General features: G+C 41.7%; 17 protein-coding genes and 1 pseudogene. 14 read left to right on the top strand and 4 right to left on the bottom strand.

Translation table 11 applies throughout. The features are described 5' to 3' along the window. Window positions 1-3: 3 nt before the first annotated feature. The 12 genes and pseudogenes from PREBIDRAFT_RS09100 to PREBIDRAFT_RS11745 all read left to right on the top strand — a co-directional run bounded on the left by PREBIDRAFT_RS09100 (window position 4) and on the right by PREBIDRAFT_RS11745 (window position 12859). Window positions 4-537 carry a NuoI/complex I 23 kDa subunit family protein gene (locus PREBIDRAFT_RS09100; protein ID WP_004338700.1) on the top strand — a complete coding sequence of 178 codons (534 nt, stop codon included), beginning with the start codon at window positions 4-6 and terminating at the stop codon, window positions 535-537. Window positions 538-544: 7 nt separating this feature from the next. After that, complete coding sequence (locus PREBIDRAFT_RS09095) at window positions 545-1078, top strand: NADH-quinone oxidoreductase subunit J family protein (RefSeq protein WP_004338703.1); 534 nt, start codon at window positions 545-547, stop codon at window positions 1076-1078. Then, window positions 1079-1387 carry an NADH-quinone oxidoreductase subunit NuoK gene (gene nuoK, locus PREBIDRAFT_RS09090; protein ID WP_004338705.1) on the top strand — a complete coding sequence of 103 codons (309 nt, stop codon included), beginning with the start codon at window positions 1079-1081 and terminating at the stop codon, window positions 1385-1387. A 7-nt stretch (window positions 1388-1394) separates the two neighbouring features. Further along, window positions 1395-3455: an NADH-quinone oxidoreductase subunit 5 family protein gene (locus tag PREBIDRAFT_RS09085; protein ID WP_004338707.1), complete on the top strand. Its 2061-nt coding sequence runs from the start codon at window positions 1395-1397 to the stop codon at window positions 3453-3455. Window positions 3456-3459: 4 nt separating this feature from the next. Then, window positions 3460-4971 carry a complex I subunit 4 family protein gene (locus tag PREBIDRAFT_RS09080; protein WP_004339767.1) on the top strand — a complete coding sequence of 504 codons (1512 nt, stop codon included), beginning with the start codon at window positions 3460-3462 and terminating at the stop codon, window positions 4969-4971. Between the two features lie 12 nt (window positions 4972-4983). Beyond that, window positions 4984-6423 (top strand): NADH-quinone oxidoreductase subunit N, encoded by a 1440-nt coding sequence (locus PREBIDRAFT_RS09075; RefSeq protein WP_004338711.1) that lies wholly within the window; start codon window positions 4984-4986, stop codon window positions 6421-6423. A 234-nt stretch (window positions 6424-6657) separates the two neighbouring features. After that, window positions 6658-6831 (top strand): annotated as a pseudogene (locus tag PREBIDRAFT_RS09070) (Fic family protein); the annotation flags it as partial. 238 nt (window positions 6832-7069) lie between these two features. Next, window positions 7070-8416, top strand: coding sequence for an adenylosuccinate lyase (gene purB / locus PREBIDRAFT_RS09065; protein ID WP_004338714.1), 1347 nt, complete (start codon window positions 7070-7072; stop codon window positions 8414-8416). A 105-nt stretch (window positions 8417-8521) separates the two neighbouring features. Continuing rightward, window positions 8522-10189: a pseudouridine synthase gene (locus PREBIDRAFT_RS09060; protein ID WP_004338716.1), complete on the top strand. Its 1668-nt coding sequence runs from the start codon at window positions 8522-8524 to the stop codon at window positions 10187-10189. Window positions 10190-10286: 97 nt separating this feature from the next. Further along, window positions 10287-11678 (top strand): asparagine--tRNA ligase, encoded by a 1392-nt coding sequence (gene asnS, locus PREBIDRAFT_RS09055; RefSeq protein WP_004338717.1) that lies wholly within the window; start codon window positions 10287-10289, stop codon window positions 11676-11678. A gap of 395 nt (window positions 11679-12073) precedes the next feature. Then, entirely contained in the window at window positions 12074-12625 is a 552-nt protein-coding gene (locus tag PREBIDRAFT_RS09050; RefSeq protein WP_238295916.1) for a pilus assembly protein N-terminal domain-containing protein, read from the top strand. 54 nt (window positions 12626-12679) lie between these two features. Continuing rightward, window positions 12680-12859, top strand: coding sequence for a hypothetical protein (locus PREBIDRAFT_RS11745; RefSeq protein WP_196491336.1), 180 nt, complete (start codon window positions 12680-12682; stop codon window positions 12857-12859). A gap of 228 nt (window positions 12860-13087) precedes the next feature. Here the strand turns inward: PREBIDRAFT_RS11745 and cysK are convergent, their stop codons facing one another. After that, window positions 13088-14035: a cysteine synthase A gene (gene cysK / locus PREBIDRAFT_RS09045; protein ID WP_004338721.1), complete on the bottom strand. Its 948-nt coding sequence runs from the start codon at window positions 14033-14035 to the stop codon at window positions 13088-13090. 259 nt (window positions 14036-14294) lie between these two features. Here cysK and PREBIDRAFT_RS09040 point away from each other — a divergent pair, with 259 nt between their 5' ends. Further along, the gene (locus PREBIDRAFT_RS09040) at window positions 14295-15116 is read left to right on the top strand and encodes an AAA family ATPase (RefSeq protein ID WP_004338723.1); all 822 of its coding nucleotides are present in this window, start codon (window positions 14295-14297) and stop codon (window positions 15114-15116) included. Between the two features lie 12 nt (window positions 15117-15128). Continuing rightward, window positions 15129-16130: a DUF4435 domain-containing protein gene (locus tag PREBIDRAFT_RS09035; RefSeq protein ID WP_004338725.1), complete on the top strand. Its 1002-nt coding sequence runs from the start codon at window positions 15129-15131 to the stop codon at window positions 16128-16130. A gap of 10 nt (window positions 16131-16140) precedes the next feature. On the opposite strand, the gene dacB is transcribed toward PREBIDRAFT_RS09035, so the two are convergent. From dacB to ruvA, 3 genes are read right to left on the bottom strand one after another with little or no spacing between them, the layout of a single operon-like run. Next, the gene (dacB, locus tag PREBIDRAFT_RS09030; protein ID WP_004338727.1) at window positions 16141-17481 is read right to left on the bottom strand and encodes a D-alanyl-D-alanine carboxypeptidase/D-alanyl-D-alanine endopeptidase; all 1341 of its coding nucleotides are present in this window, start codon (window positions 17479-17481) and stop codon (window positions 16141-16143) included. Between the two features lie 2 nt (window positions 17482-17483). Then, complete coding sequence (locus PREBIDRAFT_RS09025; protein ID WP_004338729.1) at window positions 17484-17891, bottom strand: EbsA family protein; 408 nt, start codon at window positions 17889-17891, stop codon at window positions 17484-17486. Window positions 17892-17899: 8 nt separating this feature from the next. After that, window positions 17900-18517 (bottom strand): Holliday junction branch migration protein RuvA, encoded by a 618-nt coding sequence (gene ruvA, locus PREBIDRAFT_RS09020; RefSeq protein ID WP_004338731.1) that lies wholly within the window; start codon window positions 18515-18517, stop codon window positions 17900-17902. Window positions 18518-18591 lie beyond the last annotated feature (74 nt).

The raw sequence follows: 18591 nt of genomic DNA, 5'->3' as shown, positions 1-18591 counted from the left end.
GAAATGGAAGAAAAGAAAGAATCATATTTCGGTGAAATAGGAAGTGCGCTGAAGACATTGGCTACAGGTTTGAAGGTTACCATGAAGGAATACTTCACACCAAAGTCGACAGAGCAGTATCCAGAAAACCGTAAAACAACCTTACACGTATCGGATCGCCATCGTGGTCGATTGGTATTCTTGCGCGACGAGAATGGCAACCATAAGTGTACATCTTGTACTATGTGTGAGAAGGCTTGTCCAAATGGTACTATCCGCATTTTGTCGCAGATGGTTACCAATGCGGAAGGCAAAAAGAAGAAAGAGCTTGTCGATTATCAATACGATCTAGGCGATTGTATGTTCTGTTCGCTATGTACCAATGCTTGTAACTTTGGTGCTATCGAGTTTACAAACGACTTTGAGAATGCTGTGTTCGATCGTTCTAAGCTCGTTCTTCATTTGGATAAAGAAGTTTATGCAGGAGGCTCATTGCCAAATCTTATAGAGGGTGGAGCCGCTTGGGAAGTAGGAACCTTTAATACAAAAAAGAAGTAAGAGACCTATGGCACAGATTATTATGTTTGCGGTTTTATCCGTGGTGATATTGGGGGCGGCCCTTCTCTCCGTGATGACCAACCGTATTATGCGAGCAGCAACAGCGTTGTTGTTTGTGTTGTTTGGCGTAGCAGGTCTTTACTTCCTGCTCGATTATACCTTCCTTGGCGCAGTACAAATAAGTATTTACGCTGGTGGTATAACAATGGTATATGTATTTGCAATCCACCTTGTTAATAAGCAAACCCTTCAAGGCTTGTCAGAGCGTTGGTTAGGCAAGCGCACGATATTGGCAGCAGCACTAGCCCTTATAGGTTTAGTGGTCGTCGTTGCTATCTTCTTGAAGAACCAGCTATTGAATGCTGTGGTTGCTTCTACTACTAGTGCAGAGCTACCAATGGAAAAGATTGGTACTACCTTGATGAGTGGCGACAAGTATGGCTATGTACTCCCATTCGAGTTTATCTCGCTCTTCTTGTTGGCTTGTATCATCGGAGGCTTGGTTATTTTGAATAAAACAAAGAAAGGGGAGGCTGAATAAATGATACCCGTACAATATTTTTTCCTACTTAGTGGAATACTATTCTTTATCGGAGTATTTGGTTTTGTAACCCGTCGTAACCTTGTTGCGATGCTTATCTCTGTGGAGTTAGTATTGAATAGTGTAGATATCAACTTTGCTGCTTTCAACCGTTTGCTTTATCCAAATGGTATGGAAGGCATGTTCTTCACACTATTCTCAATAGGTGTTAGTGCTGCCGAAACGGCTGTGGCACTAGCTATTATTATTAATGTTTACCGCCATTTCCACAACGATCAGGTGAACAGTATTGAAAATATGAAATTATAAAAGAGTTATGTTCGATTACGCATTTTTAATACTCCTTCTTCCCTTCCTAAGTTTCTTAACTTTAGGATTGCTTGGAATGAAGATGCCTAAAAAGGTGGCTGGTATCGCAGGCACTTGTATGCTAGGCGTATTGTTTGCTTTGAGCCTTTATACCGCTTATCATTATTTCTTCTATACAGGAGAATATACAGCGATGGGCGAAACGTTCAAGGTGGTAAATGGTCGTCTTGATGGCGGACATGGTGCTTATCCTACTGTTACTGTGTTCAACTTCACTTGGTTGAAGTTTACAGAGCTACTTACCTTTAACATTGGTTTCCGCTTGAGTCCTATCAGTGTGATGATGCTTGTCGTTATTACCACCGTTAGCTTCATGGTGCATATCTACTCATTTGGCTATATGGCTGAACGTGGCGAGCATTACGAGTTTGAAGAGTATGAGCATGGTTTCCAACGCTTCTACGCTTACTTGTCTATGTTTACCTGTTCTATGCTAGGACTTGTGGTAGCTACTAACATCTTCCAAATGTATCTTTTCTGGGAGCTTGTGGGTGTATGTTCTTACTTGCTCATTGGCTTCTATTATCCAAAGCATACAGCAGTACACGCTAGTAAGAAAGCTTTCATTGTAACCCGTTTTGCCGACTTGTTCTTCTTGATCGGTATCTTGTTCTTTAGCTTCTATGTAGGTACTTTCAATTACGATTTGAATGTAAATCCTGAACTAACGGTTACTTTAGCTAAGCTAGCTACCGATCCTACTACAGCATGGGCTATCCCAACAGCGTTGTTCTTAATGTTTATCGGTGGTGCTGGTAAGTCGGCTATGTTCCCATTACACATTTGGTTGCCAGATGCTATGGAAGGTCCTACCCCTGTTTCTGCTTTGATCCACGCCGCTACAATGGTTGTTGCTGGTGTGTTCCAAGTAGCTTCCTTGTTGCCCATCTATTTGCAGTTTGGCGCACAAGAGCAGTTACACTGGATAGCATGGATTGCTGCTTTCACCGCTTTCTATGCAGCAGCAGTAGCTTGTGCGCAGAAAGATATTAAGCGTGGTTTGGCTTTCTCTACAATCTCACAGATTGCTTATATGCTGGTAGCACTCGGTGTTTGTTTCTACGATGCTAAGGAAGGAGCTTTTGGTTCGCACGGCTTCCTACATCACGGTGGGTTGGGTTATATGGCAGCCATGTTCCACTTGTTTACCCACGCTATGTTTAAAGCCTTGTTGTTCCTATGCTCTGGTGCTATCATCGTCATCATAGGTAGCAACTTTAAGGAATACATGGGCGGACTACATAAGTATATGCCCATTACCAACATCTGTTTCTTAATCGGTTGTTTGGCAATTGCTGGTATCCCTCCTTTTGCTGGTTTCTTCTCAAAGGACGAAATCATTTCGGCTTGTAACGCACTTCCCGGTGCTGAAGGTCAAGCATTGAAGTGGATCATGACCTTAGTAGCTGGTATGACAGCTTTCTATATGTTCCGTCTTTACTATGTTATCTTCTGGGGACAATCTTACTACGAGCTTGATCCTGAGCATCGCCGTCGTCCACAAGAAGTACCTTTCGTAATGTGGGGTCCATTGGTATTCCTTGCTATCATCTCTTGTGTAGCAGGTTTGATCCCATTTGGGCATTTTGTAAGTGCTAATGGCTTGAGCTACGATATTCATATTGATTGGAACATTGCCACTACAAGTATCATTGCAGCCGTTATTGGTATCTCGCTCGCTACTTATATGTATATGGGCAAGAAGCAACCAGTGGCTGATGCGCTGCAACGTGCTATGCCAAACCTTCACAAGGCAGCACTCAACCGCTTCTACTTGGACAATGTTTGGCAGTTCTTTACCCATAAGATAGTGTTCCGTTTGTTCTCAATGCCTATTGCTTGGTTTGATCGTCGTGTTATTGATGGCACCTTCAACTTCTTGGCGTGGGGTACTAACGAAGCAGGCGAGTCTGTTCGTTCATGGCAAAGTGGGGACGTACGCCAATATGTAGTATGGTTCATCACAGGCACTATCGCATTAACATTAGTATTACTTTGCTTGATCTAAAAAAATGAGTTGGATATTAACATTATTTGTAATCATCCCCGTACTGATGCTCTTAGGACTTTGGGTTGCTAAGAACGATAATCAGGTACGTGGCGTTATGGTGGCTGGTTCATCACTCCTTTTAGCGGGTGCTATTTGGCTTACCATTTATTTCATACAGCAACGTCAGGCAGGTAACACAGCCGATATGTTGCTTTCTGCTACGACGATGTGGTTTAAACCACTCAACATAGCCTTTGCCATTGGTGTCGATGGTATTTCTGTCGTTATGATATTGCTTTCAGCAGTAATCGTTTTCACAGGTACTTTCGCTTCATGGCAGCTCGAACCCATGAAGAAAGAATACTTCCTTTGGTTTGTATTACTTTCTATTGGTGTGTTTGGCTTCTTCATTTCTATCGACATGTTCACCATGTTTATGTTCTATGAAGTAGCTTTGATCCCTATGTATTTGTTGATCGGTGTTTGGGGTACTGGTCCTAAGGAATACTCTGCTATGAAGCTTACCCTTATGTTGATGGGTGGATCGGCTTTGTTGGTACTCGGTATCCTCGGTATCTACTACTTCAGCGGTGCTTCTACGATGAATGTTCTCGAACTTGCTAAGATGCACGCTATGCCTCTTGCGGCACAAAACGTGTTCTTCCCATTTGTATTCATCGGTTTTGGTATTCTTGGTGCTTTGTTCCCATTCCACACATGGTCGCCCGATGGTCATGCTTCAGCCCCTACAGCAGTATCTATGCTCCACGCTGGTGTGTTGATGAAGCTGGGAGGTTACGGTTGTTTGCGCATCGCTATGTTCTTGATGCCTGACGCTTTAACTATGTGGGCACCCGTATTCTTGGTGCTGACTTGCATCTCTGTAGTATATGGTGCTTTGTCAGCTTGTGTGCAAACCGACTTGAAGTATATCAATGCTTATTCATCAGTATCCCACTGTGGTATGGTACTCTTTGCGCTTGTGATGACTACCCAGACAGCTATTACTGGTGCTATTCTTCAGATGCTTTCTCACGGTTTGATGACAGCCTTGTTCTTCGCATGTATCGGTATGATCTACCACCGTGCAGGAACTCGTGATGTACGCTACCTTGGTGGTTTGATGAAGGTTATTCCTTTCCTCGCCGTATCTTACGTTATAGCAGGTTTGGCTAACCTTGGCTTGCCGGGCTTCTCTGGCTTCGTAGCCGAGATGACTATCTTTGTTGGTGCGTTCCAGAATGCTGGTATGTTCCATCGTGTGGCAACCATTATCTCTTGTACAGCCATCGTCATCACTGCCGTTTACATCTTGCGTGTAGTGGGTAAGATTCTCTTCCAAAAAGTGGCTAATCCTAAGTTCCTAGAGCTTCACGATGCTACATGGGACGAGCGTTTTGCCATCGGTGGTTTGATTTTCTGTGTTGCAGGTTTAGGTCTTTTCCCACTCTTCTTCGAGAAGATTATCATAAGTGGTGTAGGTCCTATCTTCAGCCATATTATTCAGTATGTTCCAACAATCGGTAATTTATAATACTCTAGCGAAATGAATTATACAGACTTCTATAAGATGATACCAGAGGCAACGCTTGTTGCTATCTTGGTAGTTTTGTTTATTGCCGACTTCGTGTCTGCAAAGGCAGAAGAGCGTAAGTGGTTCAATCCGCTAGCATGTGTATTATTGTTGTTGAACACCGTGGTTTGCTTGCTTCCGCTAGGCGCACAGTCGGCCTTTGGTGGTATGTACGAGACTAGTACTGCTATCAATGTGATGAAGGCTATCCTTTCTATGGGTACTTTTATTGTGTTCTTGCAGAGCCAGCAATGGGCTAGTAAGAGTGGTAAGGAAGGCGAGTTTTATATGATCACCGTTTCTACACTCCTCGGTATGTTTGCCATGATGAGTGCAGGCAACTTCTTAATGTTCTTCCTCGGACTTGAAATGGCATCTGTGCCATTGGCTTGTTTGGTGGCTTTCGATGAGAAACGCAACAACTCGGCTGAAGGTGCTGCTAAGTTTATCCTTACTGCAACTTTCTCTAGTGGTGTGATGTTGTATGGTATCAGTATGCTTTATGCTGCTTACGGCACACTCTACTTTGCCGATATTGCTACAAAGTTAGCTCCTACCACCTTGACAATCGCTGGTTTGGTATTCTTCTTCAGCGGTCTTGGCTTCAAGATCTCCTTAGTACCTTTCCACTTCTGGACAGCCGATACTTATCAGGGTGCGCCAACTACCGTTACAGGTTACCTCAGTGTTATCTCTAAGGGTGCTGCTGCCTTTACCTTGTTAAGCATGTTGTTTCATGTCTTTGGTAGTATGATGGAATATTGGCACGTGTTGATGATGATTGTCGTTGTACTTTCTATCACCATTGCCAACCTCTTCGCCATTCGTCAGAACGAGCTAAAGCGCTTCATGGCATTTAGCTCTATCTCACAAGCTGGTTACATTATGCTTTCTGCTATTGGTAGCGATTGGACGAGTTCGGTAACTGCCTTGTCTTACTATATGCTTATCTATGTAGTAGCCAATATGGCAGTGTTTACCATTATCTCTGTCGTAGAGCAGAACAATGGAGACAAAACCAATATCGACGATTACAACGGTTTCTACAAAACCAACCCACGCCTATCGTTCCTCATGACCTTAGCAATGTTCTCTCTTGGTGGTATTCCTCCATTTGCAGGTATGTTCTCTAAGTTCTTCGTGTTCATGGCAGGTGTTAAGGGTGCTTCTATCGCCACTACAATGGGTGCATGGGCATACGCAGTAGTATTCATTGCATTGTTAAACACTGTTGTTTCACTTTACTATTACCTCAAGATCGTTAAGGCAATGTACATTATCCGTACCGATAACCCATTGCCTACCTTTAAGAGCGATAACAACACCAAGTTTGCCCTAGCTGTATGTATAGCAGGCATCCTCCTCTTTGGTGTATGCAGTGGTATCTATGAGTGGATCTTTGCAGCAGCATAAAAGCCAAAGCGGCTATAGGTAAGGTCTCTCTCTTCTTAATGGGCGTTGATTTCGCCTTACAGCGGTAGCCTTACCCTGATAATATATAATTAAAGTGCCATATCTTAATCTGTAAAGGGTTAGGGTATGGCATTTTTTTCAAAATAAAACACTACCTTTGCTTTTAGTAAAAGTATGAATAAAACAATTCTCTGAATAATAAAAAGAAGATTACCTCCTAACAGTTACGACAATATGAATAAAGAAGAATTTATACAAACGTTGGAGCAATACAAAGCTTTAAAGCTGCATGACGTGATAGATTATGACAAATTCTATCTCTATTCTGTTATTACAAATTCTACTGCTATTGAGGGATCTACAATAACAGAGGTTGAAAACCAAGTGCTTTTTGATGAGGGAATAACAGTAAATTCGACTCTTCGCGAGGCGATTTTAGAAAAGTAAGCGTTAATGCTGGAGGCAATTCGCTTTCTAAAAGATGAGTATTCTAAGTATAGTAGATATATAAGCTTTTTAGTATTATTTTCTAGGGGGTAGAAGAAAAGCTGCTAATCTTGCGCCTAATTTTCATTAAATAATGGCATATATTGTATTGAGTTTCATATTAAATTGCTAATTTTGCAAATATGAAAATTCAAAAAATATGAACCTCGACTTACTAACTGCGGTATCGCCGATAGATGGCAGGTACAGAAATAAAACGGAACAACTTGCAAATTATTTCTCTGAATACGCTCTTATACGTTATAGAGTGCGTGTGGAAATAGAGTATTTTATAACGTTGTGCGAGCTTCCTCTTCCTCAATTGAGCAATTTTGATCACTTGCTTTTCGATGCTTTGCGTAATATCTACCGTAATTTTACGGAAGTAGAGGCGCAACGCGTGAAGGATATTGAGAAAGTAACCAATCATGATGTAAAGGCTGTAGAATACTTTATTAAGGAAGCGTTTGATAAGATTGGAGGTTTAGACGCCTACAAGGAGTTTATCCATTTTGGCTTAACATCTCAAGATATTAACAACACAAGTGTACCCCTTTCTATCAAGGAAGCACTCGAAGAAGTATATTATCCTATGATTAACGAACTTGTTGACCAGTTGGATGCTTATGCTGCTGAATGGAAGTCGGTACCAATGTTGGCAAAAACACATGGACAGCCTGCTTCCCCTACAAGTCTTGGTAAAGAAATAGAGGTATTCGCTTATCGTTTGAAAGAACAGATAGCAACACTTGCAGCTTGTAAGCAAACCGCTAAATTCGGTGGTGCTACAGGCAATTTTAATGCCCATCATGTGGCATATCCACAATACGATTGGAAAGCATTTGCTAATCGTTTTGTGAGCGAAAAGCTTGGTTTGCAACGCGAACAACTCACAACACAGATTAGTAATTATGATCATCTAGGTAGTATATTCGATGCGATGCGTCGTATTAACACCATTATAATTGATCTTGATCGTGATGTTTGGATGTATATTTCGATGGACTATTTCAAGCAGAAGATTAAGGCGGGTGAGGTAGGTTCGAGTGCGATGCCGCATAAAGTAAACCCTATTGACTTTGAAAATAGTGAGGGCAACCTTGGTATAGCGAATGCTATTTTCCAATTTATTGCGCAGAAGTTGCCAGTGAGCCGTCTACAACGCGACTTGACCGACTCTACCGTTTTGCGTAACATCGGTGTGCCAATGGGACATAGCTTAATAGCTATTCAAAGCACATTAAAAGGGTTGCGCAAGCTCATTTTAAACGAAACAAAGATAGCAGACGATTTGGATAAAACATGGGCGGTAGTAGCAGAGGCTATCCAAACCATTCTCCGCCGTGAAGCCTATCCTCATCCTTACGAAGCTTTGAAAGCTTTAACGCGTACCAACGCAAAGATGACACAAGAAACAATCCATAAATTCATAGACACATTGAAGGTTAGTGAGGAAGTGAAGAATGAGCTACGTGCCATTACTCCACATAACTATATAGGTATATAAGCAAGGATTTGTTCCCCCAACAAGTACATTTTATAATATAAAAAAAATAATTCAAAAACAGTAAGTAATGGAGCCGTGAGGCCATTAAAAACATTTTAAATTACTATGGCAGAAGAATTTGAAAGCAACGACGCTCATAAAGAGCGCGAGGAGGCTAGCCGAGAGGGCTATTCTACTACCGGACAAGAAAGTTATCATAGAAGTTATCAAGGTGGCGTAGGTAGAACGCAGCGTCCACGCATTCACTCTCAGCGTGCTTATAGCGCCAGTGCTAGCACTAGCTCGGACGAAGGAGGTTTCCGTCCTGAAGGTTTTGGTGCAGTTTTAGCATCTAGCTCTTCTGAAGGTGAAGGTCGTCAGGGTGGCTATCGTCCACGAATAAATAATAATTATGGTGGTGGTTATCAGCAGCGTGGTGGCTATCAAAGTCGCCAGCAAGGTAGCTATCGCCCTCGCTATAACGCTAACAACGAAGAAGGACAAGAAGGGTTCCAGCAGCGTGAAGGCTACCAAGGGCGTGAAGGTGGTTACCAACCACGTGGCAGTTATCAGCAGCGTGGTGGTTATCAGAACCGTCAGCAGGGAGGCTATCGCCCACGTTATAATAACAATAGCGAAGGAGGTTATGGTCAGCAGCAAGGTGGATACCGTTCACGTTACACTGCTAATGCAAACTCTGAGGAAGGACAAGAGAATAGCTATCAGCAGCGCGAAGGTGGTTATCAACCACGTGAAGGGGGCTATCAGCCACGCCAAGGCGGTTACCAATCTCGTCAGGGAGGTTATGGGCAGCGCCAAGGTGGCTACGGACAGCAGCGTCAGGGTGGCTACAATAACAATCGTGGCGGTTATGGGCAGCGTCAAGGTGGCTACGGACAGCAGCGTCAAGGTGGTTACAACAATCGTGGCGGATACAATAATAATCGTGGTGGCTATGGTCAGCAAGGAGGCTATAATCAGGGTGGGTATCGCCAACGTTCAGCCGATTATGATCCAAATGCAAAATATTCGCTCAAAAAGCGTATCGAGTATAAAGAGGAACACATCGACCCAACAGAGCCATTGCGCTTGAATAAGTTCTTAGCGAATGCTGGAGTTTGTTCTCGTCGTGAGGCTGATGACTTTATCTTGGCTGGGCAGGTAACTGTTAATGGTGAGGTTATCAATGAGTTAGGTACAAAAATTTTACGTACTGACGAGGTGAAGTTCCAAGACAAACTAGTTTCTTTGGAGAAGAAAGTATATGTTCTTTTGAATAAGCCAAAGGACTATGTTACCACTAGCGATGATCCACAACAACGCAAAACGGTGATGGATCTTGTAAAAGATGCTTGCCCAGAGCGTATTTATCCAGTAGGTCGTCTTGACCGTAACACTACTGGTGTGTTGCTTTTCACTAACGATGGCGACCTAGCTAGTAAGCTTACTCATCCTAAATTCTTGAAGAAGAAGGTATATCATGTATTCTTAGATAAGCCTATCACAGCTAACGAACTTCAGAAAATTTCTGATGGTATAGAGCTAGAAGATGGTGAAATTAAGGCAGATGCTATCGAATATGCTAATCCTGAAGATCAAGCGCAGGTAGGTATCGAGATCCATAGCGGTAAGAACCGCATTGTTCGCCGTATCTTTGAAAGCCTTGGCTATCGTGTTGTGAAGCTCGATCGTGTAATGTTTGCAGGCTTAACAAAGAAGAATGTTCGTCGTGGCGATTGGCGTTTCCTCACCGAAAAGGAAGTAGAAATGCTTCGTATGGGTGCGTTCGAATAAAGAAATCAGTTCATGGGAGACGTTGAAAACATCGTCTCCCTGTATGATAAACATAGACAGACAAGCTGTCTATACATTATAATATATAGTCGATTAAATGAAAAGAACTAAAGTTGTCGATGCTTTATCTAGCACCGATTTTGGAAAAGAGATCATCGTAAAAGGATGGGTTCGCTCTCACCGCAGCAGTAAAGCAGTCGATTTTATTGCGTTGAACGATGGTTCTACAATAAAGAATATTCAGGTAGTAGTCGATCCCTCATCTATAGATGAAGAAACATTGAAGAGCATCACCACTGGTGCTTGTATCGGGGTTACTGGTCTTTTAGTAGAAAGTCAAGGTAAAGGTCAAACATCAGAGATCCAAGGCAAAGATATTGTAATTTATGGTCTCTGTCCTAGCGACTACCCAATGCAGAAGAAAGGTCAAAGCTTTGAGTATATGCGTAAGTACGGACACATGCGTTTACGTACAAATACGTTTGGCGCAGTATTCCGCATTCGCCATAATATGGCTATTGCTATCCACCGCTATTTCCACGAACACGGTTTCTATTATTTCCACACTCCGCTCATTACAGGTAGTGATGCAGAGGGAGCTGGTAATATGTTTCAGGTTACAACCTTAGATCTTGAGCGTGTAGCAAAGAGCGGCAAGGTGGAGTATGAGCAGGATTTCTTTGGCAAACGCACCCACCTGACTGTGTCTGGTCAGCTTGAAGGCGAGCTAGGTGCTACTGCTTTAGGAGCTATCTATACCTTCGGTCCAACCTTTCGCGCTGAAAATTCGAATACTCCTCGCCACTTGGCAGAGTTTTGGATGGTAGAACCAGAAGTGGCATTCATTGATAAGGAGGATTTGATGGATCTTGAAGAAGACTTCATTAAGTACTGTGTTCAGTGGGCATTAGACAATTGTAAAGATGATCTTGAGTTCCTCAATCAGATGATTGACAAGACCTTGCTAGAGCGTCTTGAGGGTGTTTTGAAACAAGACTTTGTGCGATTATCTTATACAGAAGGCTTTAATATCTTGAAGGAAGCTCAAGAAAAAGGCGTTAAGTTTGAATTCCCTGTAACAGAATGGGGTATGGATCTTAGCAGCGAGCATGAGCGTTACCTTGTAGAGGAACACTTCAAGCGCCCTGTTATCATGAACGATTACCCTGCTGAAATCAAGTCGTTCTATATGAAGAAGAACGAAGATGGCAAGACAATGCAAGGTACCGACGTGCTTTTCCCTCGCATTGGCGAAATTATCGGTGGCTCTGTGCGTGAAGAAAACTACGATAAGCTTGTAGCAGAAATAGAAAAGCGTGGTATGAAGGTAGAGCAATACGACTGGTATCTTGACACTCGTAAGTACGGTTCATGTCCTCATGGCGGGTTCGGTCTTGGCTTCGAGCGTTTAATCCTCTTTGTAACAGGTATGCAAAACATTCGCGACGTGATCCCATTTGCACGTACACCAAAGAATGCCGAATTTTAAATCACTGGAGAGTTGGAACTAGGATTAATACTACAAATGTATTCCTTTTCACCTAGCTCTTCATAAAAATATGATAAGGAGTGTAGTTAGTCAATTAGCTATACTCCTTTTTTTCTATTCAATATGCGTAAAATCCTATTTCTTACTCTTCTTTTTTTTGAGTCAGATAGCCTTGGCTCAAGATAAAAAAACTATTCGTATTTATTGCTGCCCGATAAAATGTGTACTTTTGCCCATAGTTATCAGCTTGCCAATTGTCAGTGCAAAAAAAAACATAAAAAATCTTGTCGTGTTATGAGAAGCAGTCGTAATTTGCATAAAATGATTACCTTTGCAGCCGTTTTTCTTTTAGTGAATGAAAAACATGTAATAATACTTATTAAAATTAAATAACAATGAAAACAAAAAACTTATCAAAGTGGCTAATCCTTTTATTATGTGCGTGTGTCGTAACCTTTTATTCTTGCGACAAGGTGGATTATGATCAAAAGGATCCTAAGGAGATGAAGAAACAAGAGGAGAAGAAGAAGCAAGAAGAAGAGAAGAAGAAGCAAGAGGAGAAGAAGAAGCAAGAAGAAGAAAAGAAGAAGCAGGAAGAAGAGAAGAAGAAGCAGGAAGAAGAGAAGAAGAAGCAAGAAGAAGAAAAGAAGAAGCAGGAGGAAGCAGAAGCAAGACGAAAGAAAGAAGAGGAAGAGAAGAAGAAGCAACTTACGCTCGACCCTACTTCGTTCACGTTGAAGCCATTTCTGTCAAAGAACGTATACATCAAGAACGGAACGGCACCATACAAAGTAGAGGTTACTAATAAAGGGATTGCCAGTGTAACGGTGCATGAAAAAGACAACTTTATCGTTGTTATCGCCGTACAAGAGGGTACGACAGAGATTGTGGTAACCGACAAGAATATGAAAAAAGGAACGGTGAAGGTTACGACGAGCAATCATTAACCCATCACGGTAAGCAAGGCTAACCTGACATTGTTGGTTGGCAAAAGCGAGCGTGTGAGCATTCAGTCGGGACGCTTCCCTTATAAGGCAGAGGTCGTAGATAAAAATGTTGTTGAGATGTCTGTTAAGGATGCAACGATAACAATAAAGGTCTTGAAAGAAGGAAGAACGGATGTGAATGTGACGGACAAGGTCGGTGCTAAGGGGTACATAGCCGTTATGGTATCGAAATAAGTTTAGTGGTTAAATATATGGGTGTGTTGTGTTTACACACCCCCTCCTTCCCCCTCTTCAATGCATGTTTCTACAAGTATTGTTGAGGGGGTTTCTTTTATTTTTAGCCAAATGGGTTGTTAGATCCAAAACGTGTTTTTAAAAAAAGAGGGGGTATCAATTTTGACACACCCCCTGGAAAATATTTGTAGTTTTGTGTTTTATCACCTAGTACCTATGGCTAGGCATTTAAAGCGGATATTCTTCAAAGGCGTAAAGGGCAGTAGAGAGGTAACGTTCGCCAGTATCTGGTAGAAGCGTAACGATAGTTTTACCCTTATTTTCTGGTCGTTTAGCAATTTCGCGAGCTGCAAAAGCTGCTGCTCCCGATGAGATACCTACTAGGAGTCCTTCTTGCTGTGCAAGATGACGACTAGCTAGAATGGCTTGATCGTTCTCTACTTGGAATATTTCGTCGACAAGACTGCCATTATACGTACTCGGAATAAATCCTGCTCCAATGCCTTGAATTTTGTGAGAACCACTCTGACCACCACTCAATACTGCCGATTCGGTTGGCTCTACAGCTATCACTTTAATGTTAGGATTTTGCTCTTTGAGGTATTTTGCTGTGCCACTTATGGTGCCTCCAGTGCCAACACCAGCTACAAAGATATCAATTTTGCCTTCTGTGTCGTTCCACACTTCTGGACCTGTTGTGTGATAGTGAATTTCGGGGTTAGCCATATTCTCAAACTGCTGTAAGATAACGCTACCAGCGATCGACTCGCGTAGCTCCTCTGCTGCCTTGATAGCTCCTTTCATACCGTCTTTGCCGGGAGTGAGCTTCACGGTAGCTCCATACGCCTTAACAAGATTGCGACGCTCAATACTCATCGTTTCTGGCATAGTAAGAATGAGTTTATAACCTTTCACAGCCGATACAAGTGCAAGTCCTACTCCCGTGTTACCACTTGTAGGCTCAATGATTGTTGCGCCAGGCTTTAATAGTCCTTTCTTTTCTGCTGCCGAAATCATTGCAAAGGCAATACGATCCTTTACACTACCACCGGGATTGAAATATTCTATCTTTGCGATAATAGGAGTGTCCGATCCACCGGTCGCCGAGAATTTAGCTAGCGCTAGGAGTGGAGTGTTACCAATAAGATCTGTGAGTTGCTGTGCAATTTTTGCCATAATTTGTTTCCTTTCTTTTTAGCTCTGTTATCCTGAAAAGCAGAGTATATTATTCTTTTTATTTTTATAAGTAAGGTGATGAGTTGCCATGGTTTTATGTTTTACCATCTTATCACAATGCAAAGGTAAGACGTTTTCGTGAGATATGAAATACTCAATGTGTGGGATATTGGCTACCCTATTTGTGGTATATTAAAAAAAACTTGCAGAGTTGTAAACTTTTCCTTATATTTGCTTCAAACCTAAAAGGAGAAGAATTATGCAGACATACGCCAACTATATTAAGGAAATAGAGATAGACCAACTTTGGAGTGGTACCCACCATATCAAGTGGAAGTTGCATCGTAAGGTAAATGTGCTTAGCGGTGTGAATGGTGTGGGCAAAAGCACTATTCTTAATAAGGTGGTACGAGGGCTTATGCATAGTGAGAACTTAATGGAGCAGATGCCTCCCGGAGTGAAACTAAAAGTAGATCCTAGCGATGCCACTACTATTCGCTATGATATTATTAGGTCGTTCGATCGCCCTTTGCTCAACTTTGAGAGTGTGGCAAAGATGGATGCTAACCTCACTACAGAGCTAGATTGGCAATTGTTTCAGTTGCAGCGTAAGTATTTAGACTATCAAGTGAATGTAGGAAACAGAATTATTTCTATCCTACAATCGGGCGATGCTGATGCTGCTCAGAAAGCACAAGAGGTATCTCTGCCTAAAAAGCGGTTTCAAGATTTGATAGATGACCTTTTTGCAGCGACAGGGAAAAAGATTATCCGATCGGAAAACGAAATTAGATTTCTATTGTTAAATGAAACGTTGTTTCCCTATCAGCTTTCGAGTGGCGAAAAGCAAATTCTTGTAATCTTACTAACGGTGCTAATAGAGGATAACCTTCCCTACGTGCTCTTTATGGATGAGCCAGAAGTGAGTTTGCATATTGATTGGCAGAAGCGCTTGGTAGATATGATCTTAGAGCTAAATCCAAGCGTACAGATTATTTTGACAACGCATAGTCCTGCTGTTATTATGAATGGATGGCTCGACAAGGTAACAGAAGTGAGTGATATTATTCAGTCTGAATAATGAAGCGATGGTATGGGGAAAAGATTAAATGAACAGATTTCATCGGCATATATTCATGCTGCTAATAAGCTAAATGGGCAGAAGTGTCGGAAGCGAATAGTGGTGTATGTGGAATCGTATGACGACATCTTCTTTTGGCGTATGGTGCTTAGTAAATATGAAGATGATAAGCGTTACTTTGAGGTAATGTTGCCATCGAGAGAGAAAACACTAGAAAGAGGTAAGAAATCGGTGCTTATGAATATTATTTCTAGGTGTGCAGGTGAGAGTATGATAGCTTGTGTAGATGCCGATTATGACTATCTTTTACAGGGGGCAACGGGAGTTTCAGAGGTTGTATGTTATAACCCTTATGTCTTACATACCTATGCTTATGCCATTGAGAACTTACAGTGTTATGCCGAAAGTTTACACGATGTATGTGTGGCTGTAACTTTAAATGATCATCAAGTATTCGATTTCCCTGCGTTCCTACATACTTATAGCCAGATTATATTTCCTTTGTTTGTTTGGAGTGTGTGGGCTTATCGCACAGATAGGTTTAAGCAATTTTCGCTTACAGAGTTTAATACAACGATTGAGTTAAGCAATTTTTCTATAGCATACCCTAATAATAGCTTGGAAAAGTTACGGCATAAGGTACAACAAAAAATAGCTTTCTTACAAAGGAATCATCCTAATGCAAAAGAAAGCTATCTGAACACGAAACACGATTTGATAAAGCTTGGTGTTGAGCCAGTAGATACCTATTTATATATACAAGGGCATCACTTGTTTGATAAGGTGGTAGTGCCTATTATGAAGCGATTGTGTGATCAGCTCATAAGAGAGCGGGAACGCGAGATAAATCAAACGGCTATACATGATACGCAACGTAGAAATGAGCTTTCTAGTTATAGTCATAGTGTAGAGGATGTTATTCCGATGTTGCGCCGTAATGTAGGTTATTTGTTAGCGAAACCTTACCTACGCTTGAATAGTGATGTTGAAAAGCTGTTATTGCGAGTGGATTAACGATACTTCGCTATTGACAGAGTGCTATACAAATCTTATTCTGAAAGTTGCGCATAGCACCGCTTGCGAGTCCTCCATTATTTATAATTGAAAAACAAATGAGATGCCCATTAGCCGCTGTTAAGTAGCCAGCTAGAGAGGTAACTCCTACTACTGTACCTGTTTTTGCCTTTACGTTGCGTGCTGCTGGTGTGTTTCGCATACGTTTGCGAAGCGTTCCATCAACACCTGCAATAGGAAGAGTGGGCAGAAGGGTGTTGTATATATCAGGATTTTGATAGGCATAACGGAGGAGTTTCACTTCAAGTTCGGCTGTGAGATAGTTGTAAAGCGATAGTCCACTGCCATCTGCTATCTTATAGTTGGAAGGGTTTAATCCTAATTTTCGGATAAGTTGTTGTATGTAGATACGCGCATTGTTTGCAGAGGCGTGCTTGTTTATTCCGCCATTAGATGCCAATTGATAGAACATAGACTCTGCATACAGATTGTCGCTAGCTTTCATCATGTGGTGCATTACGTCTCCAATAGAATGGGTAGTAGTAATGATATTTTGTGCATTTGACGGGTATTGGCGTGTACCGTAACCGCTATCTATGGTAATTCCGTTTTGCCTTAGCTTTTGATTAAACTGTTCGATGAAAATATCTTTTTTGTTATAAAGCAGTGGGGTGAGGGTAGGATTTTTATCATCCCAGCACCATCCTCTTCCAAACTGCTTGCTATCTTTAAACGAGAGGTCGGCATATAGTGTGCCTGTGATGTGGTTGATACCTAAGTTTTTGATAGCAGCAACTAGTTGGTTCATCTCCGTTGCTCTAAACATTGGATCCATACCTCCCACAATATAGAGGTCGCCTTCCAAGGTTTGTGTGCTATCCACTAAGTTTCCTGTATAGTAAAGGCTCGTCTTATAGGTGTAGGAAGAGCCGAGTTTGTCGAGTGCAGCAATGGCTGTAACACATTTCATGGTAGAAGCAGGACGTAGATGGAGCTGCTCATTATGTTGGAATAGCAAGGTGTCATCAGTTAAATCCCATATCATCACGCCAGCTTGAACTGTTTGTAGCAGTGGACTTTGAAAGATATTGTTGAGTCGTTGGGTAATATTTTCTTTCCATGAAAGGTGGGTATCGTAGTCAAAAGCAGTGAGGGTACTATCTACTTCGTCATCAGTTTCGTCATCACTTGATATTGAGTCTTGTTCTAATGCGTTTTGGGTGGTAGTTACGACCTTATTCTTGTAGGGTAGAAAGCGTGCTACTTCTGCACTATCTAAATATACTTGTGCTGCTAATGGGAGAGAAAGAAAAGTGAAAAGTAGTAGCGTTGTTATCTGTTTAATCTTCATTTTTATCTTTGGTTGTTGGGAATGAGTCTCTTTTGTAGTGTGTGTATAAAGCTGCTGTGTTCCTTTGGTTGGAGACTAGTATAGGCTTCATCTAATTTTGTTATGACCACAATTGTCCCTATGCGAAAGGCTAGCGGTTGGGTGGTAACTTCCTTAATATCACCAAAGGGTACTATTTTATTTCTGCTAAATCTGCCAGTTTTGATAATAATTTCTTTGTCGGTGAGGAGGTATTTAGTGTGTAAACATCGGTCGGCTGCACGTAAGGTAACGATGATCAGCAATACTCCTAATGCGATAAGTGCGGGGTTTTCGCGATGCCAAAGGCAGGTTAAGTCGCCAAAGAGTAGGATAATAATGCTTGCCCAGTCGAGGATTGTTATTTTATATTCAAACGTTCTTGTCCCCATTCTATAGCTTATTTTATCATTTTAAGGGCAAGTTTTACAACCTGTTCAACGGGCAACTCAGGCTGTTCGGTTAAGATAGATACCACAACCTTTGCCGATGGAGCAGGAGAGAAGCCTAGCATGATAAGTGCAGAGAGTGCTTCGTCTTTCACTGCGGTATTTATATTTGAGCTAGCTGATGAACTATTTATATGCAATTCATCAGCAATTCCACTTTGCATAATCTTGTCTTTCAGGTCAACAATAATGCGTTGAGCGGTCTTTAAGCCGATACCTTTTACTGCTTTCAGCATCTTTTCATCTCCATTTGCTATGACATTGCATAGTTCGCTAGGTGTAAGTGATGAAAGGATCATGCGAGCTGTGTTGGCTCCAACTCCTGAAACGGTAATGAGAAGGCGATAAAGTGAGCGCTCTTGCTTCGACAAAAAGCCATAAAGAGTGTAGCTATCATCGCGCCCTCCTGTTACTATGGCTTCATGAATGTAGAGCTTTATGTCGTTTTTACCTTGTATTGCACTGTAAGTATTCAGTGATATATTGATAGCATAACCCACTCCTCTTGCTTCTACAACTGCCAATGTAGGAGTTAATTCTGCAAGTTCTCCTTTTATATATTCTATCATAAATAGTCGTTTATAACTTTAGTTTGCGCTTATTACATAATCATAAAGGCTTTTATTATAAGCTTGTTCCCTGT

Source organism: Prevotella bivia DSM 20514 (assembly GCF_000262545.1).
In the GTDB taxonomy this organism is placed as follows: domain Bacteria; phylum Bacteroidota; class Bacteroidia; order Bacteroidales; family Bacteroidaceae; genus Prevotella; species Prevotella bivia.
Note: the sequence above shows the minus strand (reverse complement) of the source record. Positions and strands in the feature narration are given on the sequence as shown.